Consider the following 22,063-nt stretch of genomic DNA (forward strand, 5'->3'; position numbering starts at 1 on the left):
AAGTAAGTAAAAGCGCTCGGAAAAGCTTGTCATTGAAGAATATCGATACTGATCGTTGTTGTTGGTAAAATAACGCAATAATAATTCTATATCTTAAATAATATGTCAGACGGTACTCATAATATTGCCAGCGTTCTCACTGAAAGCTTGCCGTATATTCAAAAATTCCAAGGCAAAACCATTGTCATAAAGTATGGTGGTAACGCCATGATTGACGAGGCGCTAAAATCAAGCTTTGCGCGTGATATCGTTTTGATGAAATCAGTTGGCATGAACCCGATTGTGGTGCATGGTGGCGGGCCACAAATCGGCAAAACCTTAGAAAAAATTGGTAAAGAGAGTGAATTTATTGGCGGCATGCGGGTTACTGATTCTGAAACCATGGACGTGGTTGAAATGGTGCTCGGCGGTTTGGTTAACAAAGAAATCGTTAATTTGATTCATCAGCATGGTGGCCACTCAATTGGTTTAACCGGTAAAGATGGTAGTTTAATTACCGCAAAAAAATTACAACACGACATTAAACCTACCTCTGAAATTATTGATCTTGGTCATGTGGGCGAAGTGGATGAAATTGATACCTCGGTGATTGAGTTATTGCTAAAAGGTGATTTTATTCCGGTTATTGCGCCGATTGGTGTGGGCGAAGATGGATTTTCCTACAACATTAATGCCGATTTGGTAGCTGGCTCAATCGCTCAAGCACTTGATGCAGAAAAGCTTATTTTACTCACCAACACCTCGGGCTTATTAGATGCAGATGGTGAATTACTAACTGGCCTTGATGCGCGTACTGTTGATGGTTTGATTAATGACGGCACGATTTATGGTGGCATGTTGCCTAAAATTGATTGCGCACTGTCTGCGGTTAAAGACGGTGTTAAAGCAGCGCATATTATCGATGGACGTGTCTCGCACGCCGTTCTTTTAGAAATATTTACTGACAATGGTGTTGGTACACTAATTACCTGCAATGACTAAAGCACATCGTAATACAATCAAAGTAGTTGACTGCCAAATTTTGGCACATTATAAGTTTGAGGGTGATCAATATATCTTAACTTTGTCATCGGAAACGATAGCTAATGAAACCAAGCCGGGGCAATTTGTACATATTGCAGTTTCTGATGCCTTGCCGATGAGGCGCCCAATTTCAATCATGTCGGTTGATAAAGAAAACGCAACCTTCGATTTGTTGTATAAAGTTGTGGGCGAGGGCACTAGGCAATTGGCTGAGCGCAAAATTGGTGAAACGTTGTCTGTTATTGGCCCGATTGGTAATGGCTTTACCATGACGGATAAAAAACGTCCACTGCTGATTGGTGGTGGCGTGGGTATGCCGCCAATGGTTTCCATTGCGCAGAATATTAAAGATACAGATTATCAGCCATTTGCTATTCTAGGCTCAGAAGTACCGTTTCCTTTTGATGAGCAAGTAGCGAGTGACGGCAAAGATTATCAGGGCGCAACACATACCATGCCTGAATTAGAAGATTGGGGTGTGGCGTGTCGCTTAGCCAGTTTGCAAGATTACGAAGGTGTGTTTAAGGGTTATGTGACAGATTTAGCTAGAGTTTATTTAGACGGCCTGTCAGCAGTGGAGTTGTCTCAGGTTGAGGTGTATTCTTGTGGTCCACATCCAATGCTTGAAGCAGTTGCAAAACTCGCCAAAGAGTACGATTTGCCATGTCAGGTTTCATTAGAAGAAAACATGGCTTGTGCGGTAGGTGGGTGTGCGGGTTGTGTGGTTGAAGTGCGCCCTGCAAGAAGTACCCTTGGGGTGCAGACTGATACTGGTCCAGCGATGAAGCGCGTTTGTGTTGATGGTCCTGTATTTGACGCAACTAAAGTCTTTTGATAGCCGATAATTTAAAGAAAGTCCAAAACCGTATCAATGCGGTTGATACAAAAAAGCAAGTAACGCTAATTGCCGTTAGCAAAACCAAACCAGCTTCAGATCTTCAGCAAGCGATTGATGCAGGGCAGCGACATTTTGGGGAAAATTACCTTCAAGAGGCGCTGGATAAAATTGAGCGTTTAAAAGGCCAAGATTTAATCTGGCATTTTATCGGTCCGATCCAATCTAACAAAACCAAGCAAATTGCGCAGAATTTTAACTGGGTGCACAGTGTAGATCGGTTAAAAATTGCCAAACGCCTAAATGATCAGCGCCCAGAAAATTTACCCAAGCTCAATGTTTTGCTACAAATCAATATTGACAATGAGCCGACTAAATCAGGCGTATTAATTGGCGAAATTGATGAAATTATCCCCCATTTTGAAAATTTCCAAAATATTTCATTAAGGGGTTTTATGTGTATTCCCAGCCCCGATAATGCTGAGCAAAGTTTCGCCAAAATGGCGAAAATACTGCAAAAATACCCAAACTTAGAGGTTTTAAGCATGGGAATGAGTGCAGATCTCGAGTTAGCTATTGAAAATGGCGCTACTTTTGTGAGAATCGGCTCGGATATCTTTGGAAAAAGAACTTAAAAAGACCATTTACAAAATTTCCAAAATTTTTTGATACAATACCATTATGAAAATTAAAGTTTTAATCACTGGCGGCACGATTGACAAAGCCTATAAAGAATTAACCGGCGAATTGTCATTCACTGAAACGCATATAGTGGATATGCTTAATCGAGGACGATCGATGGCAGATACTTTGTCTGAGGTTTTATTTTTAAAAGATTCGTTGGAAATGACTGATTCAGATCGCTGTTTTATTTTGGATAAGTGCCAGTCTTGTGATGAGCAAAATATCTTAATTACGCATGGTACGGATACCATGGTGGAAACGGCTCAATTTTTAGCTAACAGCATCAAAGACAAAACCGTGGTTTTGTTTGGTTCAATGATTCCATATTCAATTGACAATTCTGATGCCTTGTTTAATTTGGGCGTGGCTTTGAGTGCAGTACAACTTAAATCAAATGGTGTGTATATTGCCATGAATGGTCAAGTGTTTGATTTTGACAAAGTAAAGAAAGACAAAAGCCTAGGAATCTTCGTAGATTCCTAGGCTTTTTGTTGATTAAATAAGAGAGTTTTTACTTGATCATGTGCTCAATGGCTGCTTTTAGCTCATCATCCGAACAATCCATACATGTGCCTTTAGGTGGCATGGCGCCTTTACCAGAAATAGATACCTTAACTAAATCTGCAATACCGCGTTCAACTCTTGGTGCCCAATCAGCTTTGTTGCCAAATTTAGGTGCGTTTAGTACGCCTACTGCGTGACACGATGCACAAACTGATGTGTAAACCTGCTCACCACTACGTGCTTTAGCAGCGGTTTTAACCGGTGCTTTAATGGCATTAACATCGATGTCACCTGCTAAATAAACTTGACCTAATGGTGCAATACGTTGCGCAACCGTTAAGTTGTCATCATAACCCACATGAATTAAATTGCTGAAGAATGTTTTAGCGCCAATAATAATTGCAAAGATAACAAGAATGGCGGCAACGGAGTTTTTAAAGTACATGGTGGTTTCCTTATTTAGTAAGTTATAATTCTCGAAGAGCAAAATTATATCAGAATGATTAAGAAAACACTATCAAATGGCGTTAAAGTATTGAAAATAAGCACTTGGTTGAGTGCTTTCTTTGCACTACTGCTTGTGTTGATTGTGGGATTTTTTGTTGCTTTTCCTAGTCTGCTAAAGGCACCTATTGAATCTCAATTGGCTGATGCCACTGATTTAACAGTAGATATATCCAAACTGAGTTTTGAAATTGATAATGGCATTTCTTTAAAAATTCATGATTTAACGCTTGGTTCCAAGTATTCGGATAAATCTTTAGTGCATATTCAGGGTCTTCACTGGCATGTGAAATTGTCTAATTTATTTAAAGATGTATATCACCCAAGTCAGGTTTATGTTGATGCGTTAACACTTAATGTTAATGGTAAGTCATTTTCTATTAAGGATGTTGATCGTTTAGTGTCTAAAGAAACTTTGGAAATGGCACATTTCTTCGAATCGTTAACGATAGAAAAAACTCGCATTCAAGGTGAGCAATTGGTTGAGCTTGCGCCAGTGGTTATCGGTCATAACCAAGGTCAATTGGTGTTAAGTGTAATGCGCCAACCTATTGGCGAAAAAATAGTTGATATCAAACTGGCTTTATCTAGTGAGCAGTTTTCTCAAAGTGGCGTGATTACCATGCCAATGGTAATTCAAAATGAGGATTTTTCACTATTATCGAACATTAAGCTTTATCAGCAAGATAATCAAGACTATGTTGAATTCACTGGTTTTGTTGATCAAATGCAAGTAGTTAATCTTGATGATTATGTGCCGACAGCAGTGGTGGGCGAGTCAACCAATAGCTGGATGAAGCGCGGATTTAAATCAGGTGTTCTGCAAAATGCTAATATTCATTTGGTTAAAAATTTGTCTGATCAAGTGCCAGCGACGCTTAGCTTTACCGCGCACTTGGCAGAAACAGAGTTATTGTTTAATTCAGACTGGGATACACTTAAAGGCTTAGATGCGGACATTACCACTGATGGTAAAAAAATTCAAGTAATGGTTAATCGAACTGAGCTGTATGATCTGTCATTAACGGATATGGCGCTTGAAATTGAGGACATGAGCCAGAATGATTTGGATGTACGGCTGCGCGGTAGTATTAACACCAATAGTCAAGATTTTGTGCAATTTTTAGCAGACGCGCCTTCAGGCGAAACCGTACATGAGGTTATTCAGCAGTTTAGCTTGGTGGGTCCGCTTAGCGGTGAGTTGGATTTAATTATTCCACTAGATGATCGTGAGTCGACATTAGATGTTGATTTAACCATTCAAGATAATCAGCTAACTACGCTGGATGGCGCAGTGGTGATTAATGATTATGATTCTACAATCGCTTTTCATGATAATCAAATTACTACCACTGGCGTAGGTAATATTCGTGATACTGATTTTGATATTCGCATCAATCCACACAATAGGGGTGATGATAAACAAGCTTCCTTTGCGGTTGAGTTGGTCAACAATGATAGTGGGTTTGAATTGTATTTAACCAGGCGTTTAGATCAAACTTGGCGTGCAAGGATTGAGTCTGAGGCGCTAAAAACCAACATTGAGATTGCTTTGACTGACAACTTGCCGAGTGTCAGAGTGCTTGGGCTTCAAGTAGCCTCATCTGATAGTTTAAAGGGTGATTGGAATATCCAGCCTAATGATCTGCCGAGTATGTTTTTAAGTATGCATGGTATTTTTGTTGATGAGCAAGAGGCTCCTGACTTTAGTGCTAAATTAGAGTCGGCTGATAATATTTTAAAAATTTCTAATTTATCGTTCGAAGGAATTGGTGTTGGTGAGCAGGACTTACAGTTTGATGGCGCTTGGGTGGCAGGAAAAACGACATTAATTGCTAAAGCAAAGGGCAAGGGTTTGGCTGATTTTTTACAAAAACTTAAAATTAAAGAACAAGTAACGGGCGGTGAATTTGACTTTGATGTACGCTTATTTTGTAATTGCACACCTTGGAATATGAGCCTGAAAAACTTAAGCGGCATGGCTCAAATGAAGGTTAAAGAAGGTGTGTTTACCGATAAAGATCCTAACATTGGACGTGTATTATCGCTGCTTAACATTAAATCTATTGCGAAGCGCTTAAAACTTGATGTTGCCGATTTGACTGACAAAGGCTTTGTTTATGACAGTATTGATGCTCAGGTAACCCTGCAAGATGCACTGGCTAAGATTGACCGCTTTGAACTAGCAGCAAGCTCGAGCGCCATTACGCTTTCTGGGCAAAGCCACATCATTGATGAGGTGTATGATATTGAAGCAAAAGTAACGCCAGCGATTAGTGACGCGGTACCTGCAGCGACTTATTTAGCAGGCGGTGGCTTGATTGGGTTGGGTGTATGGTTAGCGGATCAAAGTCTGTTTGATGGTATGCTAATTGACAAGATTGTTGATAAGGTGGTGCAGTTTAAATATAAAATTACCGGCCCATGGGACGAGCCCACTATTGAGAATATATCAACTATTTTATGATTGAACAGTTACTAGATGATCATCATCTAACCCAAGAAAAAATTTATTCATTGTTGGATTCTTTGTCAGCAAAGACGCCAGACTACGCTGATTTGTATTTCCAGTATTCGGTGGCTGAATCTTGGTTTTTAGAAGAGAGTATTGTGAAGTCAGGCACTTACAATATTAGCCATGGTGTTGGTGCACGCTCAGTTAATAACGAGCAAACTGGCTTTGCCTATTCGGATGATTTAAATATTAACGCCATTGAAAAAGCCATTGATTTTGCCAAAGGTACAGGAAAAACTGACCAACCCGTTCAATTACAAGCATTTCAATCAGTGCCTGAAATTGCGAAATATAGTGGGCTAAATCCATTGGGCAGTTTGAGCTCTAAAGAGAAGGTTGACTTTTTGAATCGGATTGATGCCTTGGCTAGAAAAGAGCCTAAAGTCAAGCAAGTGAGTGCTTCAATTTCAGGTGCGTATTCTGAAGTGCTGATTGCCTCTAGTGACGGTGTGTATCAACAAGATTATCGTCCAATGGTTAGGGTGAGTGTGAGTGTGATTGTTGAGCATAATGGGCGCATTGAATCAGCTTCGAGTGGCGGCGGCGGACGTTATGATTATCGCTATTTTATTGATCATAATCTTGATGAAATTTATGTGTCAGAAGCGATTAGACAAGCATTGGTAGCACTTGAAGCTAAACAAGCACCAGCAGGCAACATGCCTGTTATTTTGGGTGCGGGTTGGCCAGGTGTTTTATTGCATGAGGCGATAGGTCATGGCTTGGAAGGGGATTTTAATCGTAAGGGTTCGTCTGTTTTTACAGACAGAATTGGCGAGCAAGTGGCGAGTGAAAAATGCACCATTGTTGATAATGGCACCCTGGCTAATAGACGTGGTAGCTTAACCATTGACGATGAGGGTGTGCCCACTCAAAATACAACATTAATTGAAAACGGTATACTGAAAGGATACTTGTTTGACAAAATGAATGCTCGGCTAATGGGCGTTGAGTCAACCGGTAATGGCAGGCGTGAGTCTTATGCACACATACCCATGCCTAGAATGACTAATACTTATATGCTTAATGGCACTGATCATGTAGATGATATGATTGCTTCAGTTGATGATGGCTTGTATGCGTTTAATTTTGATGGCGGCCAGGTAGATATTACCTCGGGTAAGTTTGTTTTTAGTGCCAATGAAGCATATTTAATCAAAAACGGCAAAATCACACATCCGGTTAAAGGCGCGACATTAATTGGCGCAGGTGATGAGGTGTTAAAGAAAATATCCATGGTGGCCAACGACTTGAAGCTTGATGGTGGTATTGGTGTGTGCGGTAAAGACGGTCAATCTGTGCCAGTTGGTGTGGGTCAGCCAAGTCTTAAAATTGATGAGTTAACCGTTGGTGGGACGCAGGTAAACACCTAAAATTTCAGTTTAAATGTATTTGCACTTATTGATAGATTTAACTATTAAAATGGATATAATATTTAGATTGAAAATTAAAGTTTGGAGCGTTGGGTGTTAGAGAACTATCTACCTATTGTTGTATTTATCTTGCTGGGCCTTGGATTTGGCGCAGGACCAATGTTAATTGGTTATTTATTAGGTCCTAGTAAGCCTGATGAAGAGAAGAATTCTCAGTTTGAGTGTGGCTTTCCAGCTTTCGATGACTCACGCATGTACTTTAATGTGCGTTATTATCTAGTGGCTATTTTATTTATTTTGTTTGATTTAGAAGTGGCCTTCGTCTTTCCGTGGGCAGTGGTTCAGTCAGATTTAGGCTGGTTTGGCTTTGGGGCGATTAGTATCTTTTTATTCCTATTGGTGGTGGGCTTTATTTTTGAATGGAAGAATGGCGCACTGGAGTGGGAGTAGTTTGTGGTCATTGAAGGACGAGGCAATTCCTCACGCTTACCAGTGATGAACGTCAGTATAGAAATTAAAACCGCTATAAATAGTCTAAGTTCGGGAGGTTTTGCCTCACTTGGAAATAAGAAAGTAGAATTAAAAAAATGTTGAATTATGGCTATTGAAGGATTAATGAAAGAAGGGTTTGTAACCACCTCGCTTGACAGTGTGATTAACTGGGCAAGAACTGGATCCTTGTGGCCAATGACTTTTGGCTTAGCTTGTTGTGCGGTAGAGATGATGGAAGCGGGTTCTGCTCGCTACGACTTAGACCGTTTCGGTATTGTTTTTAGACCTACGCCACGTCAATCAGATTTAATGATTGTTGCTGGTACGTTGACCAACAAAATGGCACCAGCATTACGTAAAGTTTACGATCAAATGCCTGAACCACGTTGGGTAATTTCTATGGGTTCATGTGCCAATGGCGGTGGTTACTATCATTATTCTTATGCTGTTGTGCGTGGTTGTGACCGCATTGTTCCGGTTGATGTGTATGTGCCAGGCTGTCCGCCAACTGCAGAAGCGCTGCTTTACGGCATTATGCAATTGCAAGATAAAATTCGTCGCACTAACACCATTGCTCGCACATAACGATTATGGAAGAACTAAAAGAACAATTAGAAGAGATTTTTGAAGGTGCTAATTTAGTCACTGCTTTTGGTGAGCTAACTTTAACTGTGGATAGTGACAATATTATCGACACTTGTTTAAAACTGCGCGATAAATTAGATTTTGATACTTTAGTTGACTTATGTGGCGTTGATTATTTATCTTATGGTCAATCAGAGTGGGCGCACGATGCAAGCAACTCAGGATTTTCCAGAGGCCGAAGTGCACAAGGTGGCGAAGATAAGCATCCACAGCGTTTTGCGGTGATTTATCATTTGTTGTCTGTTAGTCAAAATTACCGAATTCGTGTTAAAGCTTTTGTTAATGAAGCTGAGCCTATTATTAAGTCTGTTACAGGTATTTGGGCCTCGGCAGATTGGTATGAGCGTGAAGCTTTTGATTTAATGGGTATTTTGTTTGAAAACCACACAGATCTGCGTCGAATTTTGACAGACTATGGCTTTGTTGGGCATCCACTTAGAAAAGATTTCCCAATGATTGGCGAGGTTGAAATGCGCTATGATGAAGAGTTAGGTCGTGTTGTTTATGAAAAAGTAAGCATCGAGCCAAACGTCAGTGTTCCCAAGGTAATTAGGAAGTAAAGATGGCAGAAATTCGTAACTATACCCTTAACTTTGGCCCGCAACATCCAGCAGCGCATGGCGTACTACGCCTGATTTTAGAAATTGATGGCGAGGTGATTGAGCGTGCTGATCCTCATATTGGCTTGTTGCATCGTGGTACTGAAAAGCTAGTTGAATCGAAGCCTTACAATCAGTCAATTGGCTATATGGATCGCCTAGATTACGTTTCGATGATGTGTAATGAGCATGCTTATGTGATGGCTATTGAAACCATGCTTGAGCTAGAGGTGCCGGAGCGTGCTAAATACATTCGCGTAATGTTTGACGAAATTACACGCATTCTAAACCACTTGATGTGGTTGGGTACGCATGCATTAGACGTAGGTGCTATGAGTATTTTCTTATATGCATTCCGTGAGCGTGAAAAATTAATTGATTGTTATGAGGCAGTTTCAGGCTCTCGTATGCACGCGACTTACTACCGCCCAGGTGGTGTGTATCGTGATCTGCCAGATCAGATGCCAAAATACCTGAAAACAGACACACGCACTGACAAAGAAATTGAAAAAATGAATGAAAATCGTCAAGGTTCGTTATTGGACTTTATTGATGATTTTGTAAAAGAGTTTCCGCGTCACATTAAACAGTATGATGATTTATTAACCGAGAACCGAATTTGGAAGCAAAGGCTGGTTAACATTGGTATTGTTTCTGCCAAACGTGCTAAGCAATTAGGCTTTACTGGCCCTATGTTAAGGGGTTCAGGTGTTGCTTGGGATTTGCGAAAAAATCAGCCGTATGCGGTTTATGATCAACTTGAGTTTGATATTCCAGTAGGTGTCACGGGTGATAGTTACGATCGTTATTTGGTACGCATGGAAGAATTGCGCCAGTCTAATAAAATTATTGGTCAGTGTGTTGATTGGCTTAGGGCGAATCCAGGCTCAGTGATGAGTGACGATAAAAAAGTAGCGCCACCAAAGCGTACTGACATGAAAGATGATATGGAGTCATTAATTCATCACTTTAAACTCTTTACCGAAGGCTACTCATTGCCAGAAGGTGAAGTTTATAAAGCGGTTGAGCATCCTAAGGGTGAATTTGGTATTTACTTAATTTCTGATGGCGCTAACAAGCCGTACAGAGTAAAAATTAGAGCGCCTGGTTTTGCACATTTGGCCTCCATGGATGAAATGACTAAAGGACATATGTTGTCAGATGTGGTCACTATCATCGGCACACAGGATATTGTTTTTGGAGAGATTGACCGATGAGAAATTTCGTCTTTTTACCTTCTTCGGCGTTAAGCTTATCATTCACTCAGTCATGTAGTGTTTACTACACTCCTTTGTTCATTCTTGCGCTTGCCTTGCAGAAAGTAAAAATACTCGTTTCTCCTTTTAGGAAATTTAAGTTTAATTAATCATGATTTCAGATAAAGCAAAAAAACAAATCGATGCTTGGGTAGCAAAATATCCAGAGGGACGTCAAAGTTCTGCAGTGATGGAGGCTTTGAAAATTGTTCAGGCAGAAAATAACAATCAGTTAACGCACGACAATATTCAAGCGGTTGCTGATTATTTGGACATGCCAGGCATTGCTGCAGCTGAAGTGGCTACGTTTTACGAGAATTACAACCATAAGCCGATGGGTAAACATGTGATTCGTTTTTGCCATAATATCTCTTGCATGTTGAATGGTGCCGATGATCTAATTGCACATCTTGAAACCAAACTAGGTGTTAAAACCGGTGAAGTTAGCAAAGATGGACTGGTCAGTGTTAAAAAAGTAGAGTGTCTAGGTGCTTGTGTGGGTGCGCCAATGTTTCAAATTGGCGACCAGTACTATGAAAACCTAACAATTGAGAAAATTGATGAAATTGTGGATGGTTTAAAATGAATGAAGTTTGTTTTAAAAATCTAGACAAAGACCAGTGTTGGTCGTTAGCCACCTACGAGGCTAGCGGTGGTTATAGTGTTTGGCGCAAAATCCTTAAGGGTGAATACACACCTGAGCAAATTATTGAAGAATTAAAAATTTCAGGCTTAAGAGGTCGTGGTGGTGCAGGCTTCCCAACCGGACTTAAGTGGAGTTTTATGCCGCGTAACGCACAAGGTCAAAAGTACATTGTGTGTAATTCTGATGAGGGTGAGCCGGGCACTTGTAAAGACCGTGATATCCTTAGATATAATCCACATGCAGTAATTGAAGGTATGGCGATAGGTAGTTTTGTCATGAATGCAACGGTTGGTTACAATTACATCCGTGGTGAGTTTATGGAGCCGTTCAATCGTTTTGAAGGCGCTTTGAAAGAGGCTTATGCAGCCGGACTTTTGGGTAAAAATATTAACCAATCAAAGATTGATTTTGATCTTTATGCGCATTTAGGTGCGGGCGCTTATATCTGTGGTGAAGAGACAGCTTTGCTAGAATCGATTGAAGGTAAAAAAGGCCAGCCACGATTTAAGCCTCCATTCCCTGCTAACGTGGGTTTGTTTGGCAAACCAACCACCATTAACAATACAGAAAGCTTTGCTTCTGTGCCAGATATTATGGCCAATGGCGGGCAATGGTTTGCTGATCTTGGTGTAGAGAATTCAGGCGGCACTAAATTATTTTCTGTCTCAGGTCATGTGGCGAATCCGGCAAACTTTGAAGTATCTATGGGTATGCCATTTAAAGAATTATTAGAGCTTGCTGGCGGTATGCGTAATGGCGCAAAATTAAAAGCTGTTATTCCAGGTGGCTCATCGACACCAGTATTAACAGCAGAAGTGGCCATGGGCATGACCATGGATTATGACGGTATTGATAAAGCTGGCTCCATGTTGGGCGCTGGTTCAGTGATCGTAATGGATGATTCAACTTGCATGGTTGAAGCGTTAACGCGCTTAGCGCATTTTTATTATGATGAGTCTTGTGGCCAATGTACACCGTGTCGTGAAGGTACTGGTTGGCTTTATAGGGTGCTAAAGCGCATTATGGATGGCAAAGGCAAGGCAGACGATATTGATTTATTATTGGGTGTGCAGGAAAAAATCATGGGCAATACAATTTGCGCCCTAGGTGATGCTGCTGCGATGCCTGTTGAAAGTTTCTTAAGAAATTTCCGTGAAGAGTTTGAATACTACATTGAACACGGCAAAAGCATGGTGAAAGGATAATGGTAGAAATTGAAATTGATGGTCAGCTAGTAAATGCTGAACCGGGTGAAATGCTGATCGCTGTGACAGACAGAGAAGGGATTACGGTGCCAAGATTTTGCTATCACAAGAAATTATCCATCTCAGCGTCATGTCGTATGTGTTTGGTAGATGTTGAGGGTGCACCAAAGCCTCAGCCAGCCTGTTCAACACCAATTGCTGACGGTATGAAAATTCATACTCAAAATGAAAGAGCTAAAGCTTCTCAAAAAGCAGTAATGGAATTTTTACTCATTAACCATCCGCTGGATTGCCCTATTTGTGATCAGGGTGGCGAGTGTGAATTGCAAGATGTGGCTGTGGAATATGGTTCTGATGTCTCACGCTTTAGCGAAGGCAAGCGTTTGGTTGCGCCAAGTGATATTGGCCCATTGATCCAAACTGACATGACACGCTGTATTCACTGTACACGCTGTGTTCGTTTCGGTAGCGAAATTGCCGGCATTATGGAGATGGGCGGCACGGGCCGAGGTGAGGATTTAAAAATTGAGCCGTTCTTGGCTGAAGGTATCACTTCTGAGCTTTCTGGCAATATGATTGATGTCTGCCCAGTGGGTGCATTAACCTCCAAGCCATTTAGATATGAGCTTAGATCATGGCAGATGAATGCGATTGAAAGTATTGCTCGCCATGATTTGGTTGGTTCAAATTTATATGCACAAACTTACAAAGGTAAAGTTAAGCGTGTTGTGTCAGGTGATAATGACAGTGTTAATGAAACTTGGATTTCAGACCGAGATCGTTTTTCATACGAAGGATTAGCGCATGAAGATCGATTGCTTTATCCGCAAATTAAAGTCGAAGGGCAGTGGAAAGAAGTAGAGTGGGAAGTTGCGCTAGATTATGCGGTTAAAGGTCTAAAAAACAACATTTTGAATAGTCGAAATGCACAAAAGTTAGGTGGATTAGCCTCCGCAACAGCAACTACAGAAGAGTTGTATTTAATGCAAAAAATGTTGCGTGAATTAGGCTGTGAGAACTTGGATTATCGTCTTAATGTTAAAAATTTAGATCAAACAATCCACTTGGCTTCTAATATCAAATTAGCCAAACTAGAACAAGTTGATTACGCATTGGTAGTTGGGGCAAATTTACGCCTAGAACAACCAATGATTAATCATAGGTTGCGTAAAGCGCAGCTTGCTGGTGCAACCATGAATGCACTAAATGTTAAAGAATTTGATTTTAATTATCCAGTTAGTAATACGGTTGTATCACCTAATCAAATCGCGAGTACATTGGCTGGCGTATTAAAACGCGTATTAGAAGCTAAGTCTGAAAAAATTCCAGAATACTTATCCACGCTAACACCAAGTGCTGAAGCAACAGATATGGCTAATACATTACTTGGCGCCGAGCAAGCTGTGATTATTTTAGGCGAGCATGTGCTAAACAATACTCAAGCAAGTAGTATTGCTAATTTAATCACTGAGATAGCCAAACATTCAAATAGCAAAACACTAAATGTAAGTGCTACAGCAAACGCATTAGGTGCACAGCGTGTTAAATTTACACCAAGCAGCACTGGCATGAACGTAAATGACATGTTGAATGCTGAAATGAGCGCATTTTTGTTATTAGACGTAACACCAGAATATGATTTTCATCATGTGAACAGTGCGCTTTCGGCTTTGTCTAAGGAAGATGTATTTGTGGTGTCACTGAATAGTTTTGGCAATGAGTTGGTGTCACAGTATGCTGATGTTATTTTGCCAATGGCCGCTATGTACGAAACGTCGGGTACACATATTAACATTGACCATAAGATGCAATCATTCTCAGCAGCAGTGAGCGCACCTGGTGAAGCAAAGCCTGCTTGGAAGATCTTGAAAGTATTAGCAGATTTACTTGAATTACCTGGATTTCATTATGAAAACTCTGCGCAAGTGTTGAGTGAAGTGGCTCACCAGTCAGAAGTGGAGCATGAATACGATAGTAGTATTAATATTAATGAAAACACGTCAGCTATTGAGACCATCTGGATGCATTCGCCGTATCAATCAGACGAGTTGTTAAGACACGCTAGCTCTCTACAGGCAAGTAAAATTGGCCAAATGAATACCGCTTCAATGACTCAAGCTACTGCCGATACACTGTCGCTAAAATCAGGCGATCGGTATTTGGGTGTGCCAATTGATGTTACCGATGCTATGGCTGACCAATGTGTATTTGTCAGCAGCAATCAAGCAACCAATACGGGAGGATTATCATGATGGAGTTATGGCAATCGTTTGTGCTTGGTGTTAACGAACTTATGCCTTGGTTTGATGGTAATGTTGCAGCTATTGTTATTATTTTGATTAAAGCATTTGCTTTGATTATGCCATTGTTACTGACTGTGGCTTACTTTACTTATGCTGAGCGTAAAGTGATTGGCTATATGCAGCTGCGTATTGGTCCAAATCGAGTGGGCCCTAAAGGCTGGTTGCAGCCAATCGCTGATGCGTTAAAGCTCATGACTAAGGAAATTATTTTTCCATCAAGGGCTAACATCTATTTATTTTTATTGGCGCCAATTCTAGCCATTGCACCAGCGATTGCTGTGTGGGCTGTTATCCCATTTGACGAAGGCATCTATGTCACTAACCTAGATGTTAGTTTATTGTATGTGTTGGCGATTGGCTCGATTGGTGTATACGGCATCATTTTGGCAGGCTGGGCATCTAACTCAAAATATCCATTATTGGGCGCATTGCGTAGTGCCTCATTGCTGGTTTCCTATGAAATTGTCATTGGTTTTGCGTTAGTAACGGTAGTGATGATTGCAGGCAGTGTGAATTTAAATACGATTGTGGCAGATCAGCAGGGCGGCATGCTTAATTGGTACTTTATTCCATTGTTCCCAATGATGGTTATCTTCTTTATTTCAGCTTTGGTAGAAACAAACCGCGCCCCATTTGATGTGGTTGAAGGAGAATCAGAAATTGTGGGCGGTACCCATGTTGAGTATTCTGGCATGACGTTTGCTGTATTTTTCTTAGCAGAGTATGCCAATATGATTCTCATGGCAGTTCTGGCTGTGGTTATGTTTTTTGGTGGCTGGCATTCTCCTTTTGAAGGACTTGGTGTGTTGGAATCGGCCTTTGCATGGGTACCGGGTATTGTTTGGCTGTTGGCAAAATCAACCTTCTTTATGTTTCTATATTTATGGGTAAGAGCAACATTTCCACGATTTAGATATGACCAAATTATGCGCCTAAGCTGGAAAGTATTTTTACCAATGACCATTGTTTGGATTTTTGTGGTTGCGTTAATGACACAGTTGCATATTGGCCCCTGGTTTGCTTAATAAGGATTAAATAGATGATTAACGGCATAAAAAAATTAGCAAAAAACCTAACTTTAAGCGAACTGCGCTCGGGCATGAAAATTACTGCCAAAGAGTTTGTTAACACTAAAATTACCGTTCAGTATCCAGAGGAAAAAACGCCTATTTCACCAAGGTTTAGAGGTCTGCACGCATTGCGTCGCTATCCAAATGGTGAGGAGCGCTGTATTGCGTGTAAGCTTTGTGAGGCTGTATGCCCAGCTAATGCGATTACTATTGAGTCAGAAATGCGTGATGACGGCACACGCCGTACAACTCAATACGACATTGATTTATTTAAATGTATTTTTTGCGGTTTTTGTGAAGAGGCCTGCCCGGTTGACGCTATTGTTGAAACTCAAATTTTTGAATATGCATTTGAATCAAGAGACGGCAGTATTATGACCAAAGAGCGATTATTAAAAGTGGGTGATGATAACGAGCAAGTTATTGGAAAAATCAAAGCCCAAGATGCAAAATATCGATAAGGATAAGATCAATGAGTTCTGAACAAGTTATTTTTTACATTTTGTCATTCTGGTTTATTGCCTCATCTTTGGCGATGATCTTTGCACGTAATGCAGCAAAAGCTGTATTGTTTTTAGTGTTGGGTTTCTTTTCTGCTGCTAGTATTTGGATATTATTGGAAGCAGAATTTTTAGCCATTACGCTTATCTTGGTCTATGTTGGCGCAGTGATGGTGTTGTTTTTATTTGTTATTAAAATGCTCAATATTGACAAATCAACCTTGCGCGCAAAATTTGCTGGCTATTTGCCATTAGGCTTGATCGTAACACTTATCATTATTGCAGAAATGACACTGGTACTAGGTGGTGCTCAATTTGGCTTAGAGGTAATGCCGTCACCAGCTAAACATGGTGCTGATTATAGTAATATCACCGTATTGGCTATGCAGCTCTACACAACGTATGTGTACCCATTTGAATTGGCAGCAGTATTACTGTTAATTGCCATTATTGCAGCCATTACCCTGGTACACAAAAAAGAGATTAATCGTAAAAAGCAGTCTATTTCAGAACAAGTCAATGTATCTGCTAAGGATCGAATTAGGGTTGTGTCTATTGCGTCACCATCAAAGGAGAATAAGTAATGGTTAGTTTGAGTGATTACTTAATTTTAAGCAGTATTATTTTCTGTATTGGCCTGGTTGGTATTTTTATTAATCGTACTAATATTATTACTTTGTTAATGTGCGTAGAGTTGATTTTGGTAGCGGTAAATACTAACTTTATTGCATTTTCACACTTTTTGGGCAATGAAGCAGGACAGATTTTTGTATTCTTTATCTTGACAGTAGCTGCAGCGGAAGTGGCTATTGGTCTGGCAATCTTGACTTTGCTGTTTAGAGTTCGTGGCTCTATTAATGTTGACGTCACCAACAGTCTTAAGGGGTAATCATGGAGCAAATATATTTAATTATTGCGTTGGCACCTTTAGTTGGTGCAATATTTGCAGGATTTCTAGGTTCGTTATTAGGCAGAATGGCAACAAATGTTGCTACTATTTCAGGTGTGCTTATATCAACAGTATTGTCGTTATATGTTTTTAATCATCATGTATTAGAAGGTGCTGCAGCGTTTAATCAAAACATTTACACATGGATGCAAATCGGCAATCTAAATGTTAGTGTTGGTTTTTTAATTGATAACCTGACAGCCATTATGATGGTGGTTGTTTCATTTGTCTCACTTATGGTGCATATATATACCATTGGCTATATGCATGATGACAAGGGTTATACCAAGTTCTTTAGCTACATTTCATTATTTACTTTCTCGATGTTCATGTTGGTTATGTCAAACAACTTTATGCAGTTGTTCTTTGGCTGGGAAGCGGTTGGCTTAGTGTCATACTTATTGATTGGTTTCTGGCATCATAAAGAAAGTGCAGTTGAAGCTAATCTAAAAGCTTTCCTGGTTAACCGTGTGGGCGATTTTGGCTTTTTACTAGGTATCGCTTTAGTATTAATGTATTTTGGTTCTCTAGACTATGCTGAAGTATTTGCTAGCCTGAATACCATTACTGGGGTAACAATGCTAGATGGTGCTTCAGTCATTACTGTTATTTGTATATTGCTATTTATTGGTGCTATGGGTAAATCAGCTCAAGTGCCCTTGCACGTTTGGCTACCAGGATCGATGGAAGGTCCGACACCAATCTCAGCATTGATTCACGCCGCAACCATGGTGACAGCCGGTATTTTTATGGTGTCACGTATGTCGCCTATGTTTGAGTTGAGTGAAACAGCACTCATTGTTGTTATGATTGTAGGTGCGGTTACAGCATTATTTATGGGTTTGCTGGGCATTGTGCAAAACGATATTAAGAAAGTGGTGGCTTATTCAACCTTGTCACAATTAGGCTATATGACAGTTGCTTTGGGTGTGAGTGCTTATTCGGTCGCTATTTTTCACTTAATGACGCACGCTTTCTTTAAAGCGTTATTATTCTTGGCGGCTGGATCAGTAATCGTAGCGCTACATCACAAGCAAGACATACGAGAGATGGGTGGTTTGCGCAAAAAAATGCCAATTACTTATTGGACCTCACTCATTGGTACTTTAGCGCTTATTGGCTTTCCGGGGTTTGCGGGCTTCTACTCAAAAGACATGATTATTGAGGCGGTGCATTTCTCAAGCTTACCGTATGCAGATTGGGTTTATTACGCCGTAGTAGCTGGCGTGTTTATTACTGCTTTCTATTCACTAAGAATGTTTTTCTTGGTCTTTCACGGTGAGTCAAGAATGGATGAGCACACAGCGTCACATGTTAAAGAGTCACCTGTTAGCATTACCTTGCCACTGGTCGCACTGGCCATTCCTTCGCTCGCCATTGGTTACTTAACTATTGACCCAATGTTATTTAACGGCTGGCTCGATGGTGCAATTACAGTGAGTGCTCAGCATACATCAATGTCCAGCCTAGCAGATAGTTTCCATGGTGCGGCAGGCATGATTCCACATGCTTTGCAAACACTACCTTTCTGGATGATGGTTGGTGGTATTGTGAGCGCTTGGGTGTTAACTTTATATAGAGCCGAGTGGGCTACCTGGATTCAAACTAAATTTCACCGCAGCAATTATGTTCTAGAATCGCTTTACGGTTTTGATCGTTTCAATGACATTGTGTTTGTACAGGGTGTCAAGAAACTGGGTAATTTCTTATGGAAGGTGTCAGATTCTGGGTTGATTGACAAGATGATTGTTAATGGTAGCGCTAGGTTTGTCGGTTTCATTGGCGCCATGGTTAGGCCAATTCAAACAGGCTATGTTTATCATTACGCCTTTTTCATGATTGTTGGTTTATTAATTATTTTAACTTGGGTATTGTTTGCAGGTGAACACCCACTACTTGAGCTATAACGATGGATAATTCATTATTAAGTTTATTAATTTGGTTGCCAATTTTTGCAGGTGCGTTAGTTATCGGGCTTGGTAACGAGCGTGCCAATACTGCGAGATGGGTGAGTGTTATCGCCTCTGTACTGGTGTTTGTTATGTCATTAAGCTTGTATACAGAGTTTGATCCAGCAACGCATTTAATGCAGTTTGAAGAGAAATCTTCGTGGATTTCTCAATTTAACATATATTACCATTTGGGCGTTGATGGTATTTCTATGCCACTCATTATCCTAACAACATTCTCAACAATTTTAGTTGTGGTTGCAGGTTGGGAGGTAATTCAAACACGTCCTGCGCACTATATGGCCGCTTTCTTGATGATGGAAGGATTGATTATTGGTGTTTTCTCAGCGCTTGACGCGATCTTGTTTTACGCGTTCTGGGAAGCATCACTAATCCCAATGCTATTGATTATTGGTGTTTGGGGCGGTGATAATCGTGTTTACGCTGCAATTAAATTCTTCCTTTACACCTTTCTTGGATCAGTCTTTATGCTGGTGTCGCTCATCTATATGTACAACAAGGGCGGTTCATTTTCCATTCTGGATATGCATAATCTGAGCTTAACAACGGTTGAGCAGGCATGGATTTTCTGGGCATTTTTTATGGCTTTTGCGGTGAAAGTGCCAATGTTTCCTGTACATACATGGCTTCCAGATGCGCACGTTCAAGCGCCAACGGGTGGCTCGGTCATTCTAGCGGCGATTATGCTTAAGATGGGTGGCTACGGCTTCTTCCGTTTTTCGTTACCAATCACGCCTGATGCTTCGCTAGAATTTTCAGAAATTGTTATTATCTTGTCACTCATTGCCATTGTTTATATTGGCTTTGTGGCCTTGGTTCAACGTGACATGAAAAAACTTATTGCTTATTCTTCAATCTCGCACATGGGTTTTGTCACTTTGGGTGTATTTGCTTTATTTTTAGCCTATCAGCCAGGTGCAGCCGAAGGTGCGTTGTTGGGTCTTGAAGGTGCGATGGTGCAAATGATTTCGCATGGTTTTATTTCTGCCGCGATGTTCTTGGTGGTCGGTGTATTGTACGACCGACTACACTCAAGAGAAATCTCAACCTATGGTGGTGTGATTAACTCCATGCCAAGATTCACGGGGTTTGCGGTGTTGTTTGCTATGGCCAATGCTGGTTTGCCAGGTACCTCAGGTTTTGTCGGTGAATTTATGGTTATTTTAGGTGCAGTTCAAGCTAACATTTGGTATGCGGTACTAGCAGCTACAACCCTAATTGTTGGCGCTGCTTATACACTGTGGATGGTTAAGCGCGTATTTTGGGGTGCAGTTACCAATCCTGATGTGGAAACCTTGTCAGATTTAAACGCCAGAGAATTTGGTATTATGGCTGTATTAGCAATTGCAGTAATTGCTATGGGTTTATACCCTCAACCGGTGATTGACGTTATGCATGTCTCGATTGAGCATTTATTAAATCAAGCATTAACTTCTAAACTTTAAGCATTATGAGTAATTCATTTACATTTGATATTTCAACCTTGTCGGCAGCTATGCCGGAGATCTTCTTATTAAGTGCAATCGTGGTTGTATTGTTACTTGATTTGTTCTTAACCAAGTCATTCAAGCAAGTCACTTATTATTTAACCCAACTTAGTTTATTGATTACAGGCTTATTGGCATTTAATTTAATTAATGAACCACAAACCATTATCTTTGGCGGTTCATTTATTTTGGACAATATGGCGTCGGTGTTTAAGGTGTTTATGGCGGGTGCAACCATGGTGGCTTTGGTGTATACACGTCACTACCTAACGCAGCATAGTCTTTTTAGAGGTGAGTATTTTGTATTAGTATTGCTATCAGTATTAGGCATGATGGTCATGGTGTCGGGCTATAGCTTACTAACCCTGTATCTAGGTTTGGAAATTCTTTCTTTATCGCTTTACACGTTAATTGCTATCGCACGCCAACGTGCCGGTGCAGTAGAAGCAGCGCTTAAATATTTTGTGCTTGGCGCCATTGCCTCGGGCTTATTGCTTTATGGCATGAGTATGATTTACGGCATTAGTGGCAGTTTAAATATTAATGAAATCGCCAACTTTGCCTCAAGCTCAACGCTAGACTCAAGAGAAGCTTTAATCACGAATTTTGGTCTAGTTTTCTTGGTAATTGGTATTGCCTTTAAGTTAGGTGCAGTGCCATTTCACAACTGGGTGCCAGATGTGTATCAAGGATCTCCAACCTCAGTAACTATGTTTTTGTCTACCGTGCCAAAAATTGCTGCTGTAGCAATGTTGGTACGTATTTTGGTAGAAGGTTTAGGTGTTATGCATGCTTACTGGTCTGATTTATTTATGGTGCTAGCCGTACTGTCAATTGCCTTAGGCTCGGTAGTAGCACTTATGCAAACTAACATTAAGCGCATGTTGGCATATTCCACTATTTCACACATCGGTTTTATTATGCTGGGTTTTGTCACTGGTGTAATTACTGGCTATGGCGCTGCGGTATTTTATGTATTGGTGTATGTGCTAATGAGTTTGGCAGCCTTTGGCGTGATTATCCTACTTAACAAACAAGGCTTTGAAGCTGATCAAATTTCTGATTTTAAAGGCTTGAGTAAGCATTCGCCTTGGTTTGCTTTAATGATGCTGGTTGTTATGCTGTCAATGGCGGGCGTACCACCATTTATTGGCTTCTACTCTAAATTATTCATACTGCAACAAGTAGTCTCAGCCGGCTTTGTGACTATTGCTGTAATCGCAGTAATCTTTGCAGTGATTAGTGCTTACTATTACCTACAAGTGATTAAATCAATGTACTTTGAAGATACAGACAAGGAAGTTAAAGTTACTGCGCCAATGGATATGCAGTTGGTGTTATCAATCAATGCTGTGTTGATCTTGGTGGTTGGCTTGTTCCCAGACTTCTGGATGAAGCTCTCAGTATCATTGTTTTAAATCAGTTCATTTTAATAATTTCCAATATTTTTTTATCAGAGTGACGGGCAAGGTTTGTCACTCTGATTTAGAGGTGCAAAACACC

Annotated in this window: 21 protein-coding genes; 20 read left to right on the forward strand and 1 reads right to left on the reverse strand. The window is 40.5% G+C overall.

Features of this window, described 5'->3' with window-relative positions; translation table 11 throughout:
* The first annotated feature begins 102 nt into the window (after positions 1-102).
* From argB to PSN35_RS01300, 4 genes are read left to right on the forward strand one after another with little or no spacing between them, the layout of a single operon-like run.
* Positions 103-981, forward strand: coding sequence for an acetylglutamate kinase (gene argB / locus PSN35_RS01285; protein WP_300028498.1), 879 nt, complete (start codon positions 103-105; stop codon positions 979-981).
* On the forward strand, positions 974-1,858 hold the full coding sequence (locus PSN35_RS01290; RefSeq protein ID WP_300028500.1) for a dihydroorotate dehydrogenase electron transfer subunit: 885 nt from the start codon (positions 974-976) through the stop codon (positions 1,856-1,858). Before argB ends, PSN35_RS01290 begins: the two co-directional genes overlap by 8 nt.
* Positions 1,855-2,493: a YggS family pyridoxal phosphate-dependent enzyme gene (locus PSN35_RS01295; RefSeq protein WP_300028502.1), complete on the forward strand. Its 639-nt coding sequence runs from the start codon at positions 1,855-1,857 to the stop codon at positions 2,491-2,493. The genes PSN35_RS01290 and PSN35_RS01295 overlap by 4 nt, the downstream gene beginning before the upstream one ends.
* A 46-nt stretch (positions 2,494-2,539) precedes the next feature.
* On the forward strand, positions 2,540-3,025 hold the full coding sequence (locus PSN35_RS01300; RefSeq protein ID WP_300028504.1) for an asparaginase domain-containing protein: 486 nt from the start codon (positions 2,540-2,542) through the stop codon (positions 3,023-3,025).
* Between the two features lie 28 nt (positions 3,026-3,053).
* On the opposite strand, the gene PSN35_RS01305 is transcribed toward PSN35_RS01300, so the two are convergent.
* Complete coding sequence (locus PSN35_RS01305; RefSeq protein ID WP_300028506.1) at positions 3,054-3,491, reverse strand: cytochrome c5 family protein; 438 nt, start codon at positions 3,489-3,491, stop codon at positions 3,054-3,056.
* A 54-nt stretch (positions 3,492-3,545) separates the two neighbouring features.
* On the opposite strand from PSN35_RS01305, the gene PSN35_RS01310 reads away from it, so the two are divergent.
* The 16 genes from PSN35_RS01310 (at position 3,546) to nuoN (ending at position 21,978) form a co-directional block, all read left to right on the forward strand.
* Positions 3,546-6,017, forward strand: coding sequence for a DUF3971 domain-containing protein (locus PSN35_RS01310; protein ID WP_300028508.1), 2,472 nt, complete (start codon positions 3,546-3,548; stop codon positions 6,015-6,017).
* Positions 6,014-7,438 (forward strand): metalloprotease TldD, encoded by a 1,425-nt coding sequence (tldD, locus tag PSN35_RS01315; protein ID WP_300028510.1) that lies wholly within the window; start codon positions 6,014-6,016, stop codon positions 7,436-7,438. The genes PSN35_RS01310 and tldD overlap by 4 nt, the downstream gene beginning before the upstream one ends.
* A gap of 93 nt (positions 7,439-7,531) precedes the next feature.
* Positions 7,532-7,888: an NADH-quinone oxidoreductase subunit A gene (locus tag PSN35_RS01320; protein ID WP_300028512.1), complete on the forward strand. Its 357-nt coding sequence runs from the start codon at positions 7,532-7,534 to the stop codon at positions 7,886-7,888.
* A gap of 147 nt (positions 7,889-8,035) precedes the next feature.
* Positions 8,036-8,515, forward strand: a complete 480-nt coding sequence (locus PSN35_RS01325; RefSeq protein ID WP_300028514.1) for an NADH-quinone oxidoreductase subunit B family protein — start codon at positions 8,036-8,038, stop codon at positions 8,513-8,515.
* A 5-nt stretch (positions 8,516-8,520) separates the two neighbouring features.
* The gene (locus PSN35_RS01330; RefSeq protein WP_300028516.1) at positions 8,521-9,135 is read left to right on the forward strand and encodes an NADH-quinone oxidoreductase subunit C; all 615 of its coding nucleotides are present in this window, start codon (positions 8,521-8,523) and stop codon (positions 9,133-9,135) included.
* Between the two features lie 2 nt (positions 9,136-9,137).
* The gene (locus tag PSN35_RS01335) at positions 9,138-10,391 is read left to right on the forward strand and encodes an NADH-quinone oxidoreductase subunit D (protein ID WP_300028517.1); all 1,254 of its coding nucleotides are present in this window, start codon (positions 9,138-9,140) and stop codon (positions 10,389-10,391) included.
* A 151-nt stretch (positions 10,392-10,542) separates the two neighbouring features.
* Positions 10,543-11,016, forward strand: coding sequence for an NAD(P)H-dependent oxidoreductase subunit E (gene nuoE / locus PSN35_RS01340; RefSeq protein ID WP_300028519.1), 474 nt, complete (start codon positions 10,543-10,545; stop codon positions 11,014-11,016).
* A complete protein-coding gene (gene nuoF, locus PSN35_RS01345) occupies positions 11,013-12,281 on the forward strand; it encodes an NADH-quinone oxidoreductase subunit NuoF (RefSeq protein ID WP_300028521.1) in 1,269 nt (422 codons plus the stop codon). The genes nuoE and nuoF overlap by 4 nt, the downstream gene beginning before the upstream one ends.
* Complete coding sequence (nuoG, locus tag PSN35_RS01350) at positions 12,281-14,533, forward strand: NADH-quinone oxidoreductase subunit NuoG (RefSeq protein WP_300028523.1); 2,253 nt, start codon at positions 12,281-12,283, stop codon at positions 14,531-14,533. Before nuoF ends, nuoG begins: the two co-directional genes overlap by 1 nt.
* Positions 14,533-15,609 carry an NADH-quinone oxidoreductase subunit NuoH gene (gene nuoH, locus PSN35_RS01355; protein WP_300028536.1) on the forward strand — a complete coding sequence of 359 codons (1,077 nt, stop codon included), beginning with the start codon at positions 14,533-14,535 and terminating at the stop codon, positions 15,607-15,609. The genes nuoG and nuoH overlap by 1 nt, the downstream gene beginning before the upstream one ends.
* Positions 15,610-15,623: 14 nt before the next feature.
* Positions 15,624-16,115, forward strand: coding sequence for an NADH-quinone oxidoreductase subunit NuoI (gene nuoI, locus PSN35_RS01360; protein ID WP_300028525.1), 492 nt, complete (start codon positions 15,624-15,626; stop codon positions 16,113-16,115).
* Positions 16,116-16,126: 11 nt separating this feature from the next.
* Positions 16,127-16,738: an NADH-quinone oxidoreductase subunit J gene (locus PSN35_RS01365; RefSeq protein ID WP_300028527.1), complete on the forward strand. Its 612-nt coding sequence runs from the start codon at positions 16,127-16,129 to the stop codon at positions 16,736-16,738.
* Entirely contained in the window at positions 16,738-17,043 is a 306-nt protein-coding gene (gene nuoK, locus PSN35_RS01370; protein ID WP_138119394.1) for an NADH-quinone oxidoreductase subunit NuoK, read from the forward strand. The genes PSN35_RS01365 and nuoK overlap by 1 nt, the downstream gene beginning before the upstream one ends.
* A 2-nt stretch (positions 17,044-17,045) precedes the next feature.
* A complete protein-coding gene (gene nuoL, locus PSN35_RS01375) occupies positions 17,046-19,010 on the forward strand; it encodes an NADH-quinone oxidoreductase subunit L (protein ID WP_300028530.1) in 1,965 nt (654 codons plus the stop codon).
* Positions 19,011-19,012: 2 nt separating this feature from the next.
* Complete coding sequence (locus PSN35_RS01380) at positions 19,013-20,518, forward strand: NADH-quinone oxidoreductase subunit M (RefSeq protein ID WP_300028532.1); 1,506 nt, start codon at positions 19,013-19,015, stop codon at positions 20,516-20,518.
* 5 nt (positions 20,519-20,523) lie between these two features.
* A complete protein-coding gene (gene nuoN, locus PSN35_RS01385; protein ID WP_300028534.1) occupies positions 20,524-21,978 on the forward strand; it encodes an NADH-quinone oxidoreductase subunit NuoN in 1,455 nt (484 codons plus the stop codon).
* Positions 21,979-22,063: the final 85 nt, after the last annotated feature.

It is taken from the genome of Candidatus Thioglobus sp. (assembly GCF_028599055.1).
Taxonomy (GTDB): domain Bacteria; phylum Pseudomonadota; class Gammaproteobacteria; order PS1; family Pseudothioglobaceae; genus Thioglobus_A.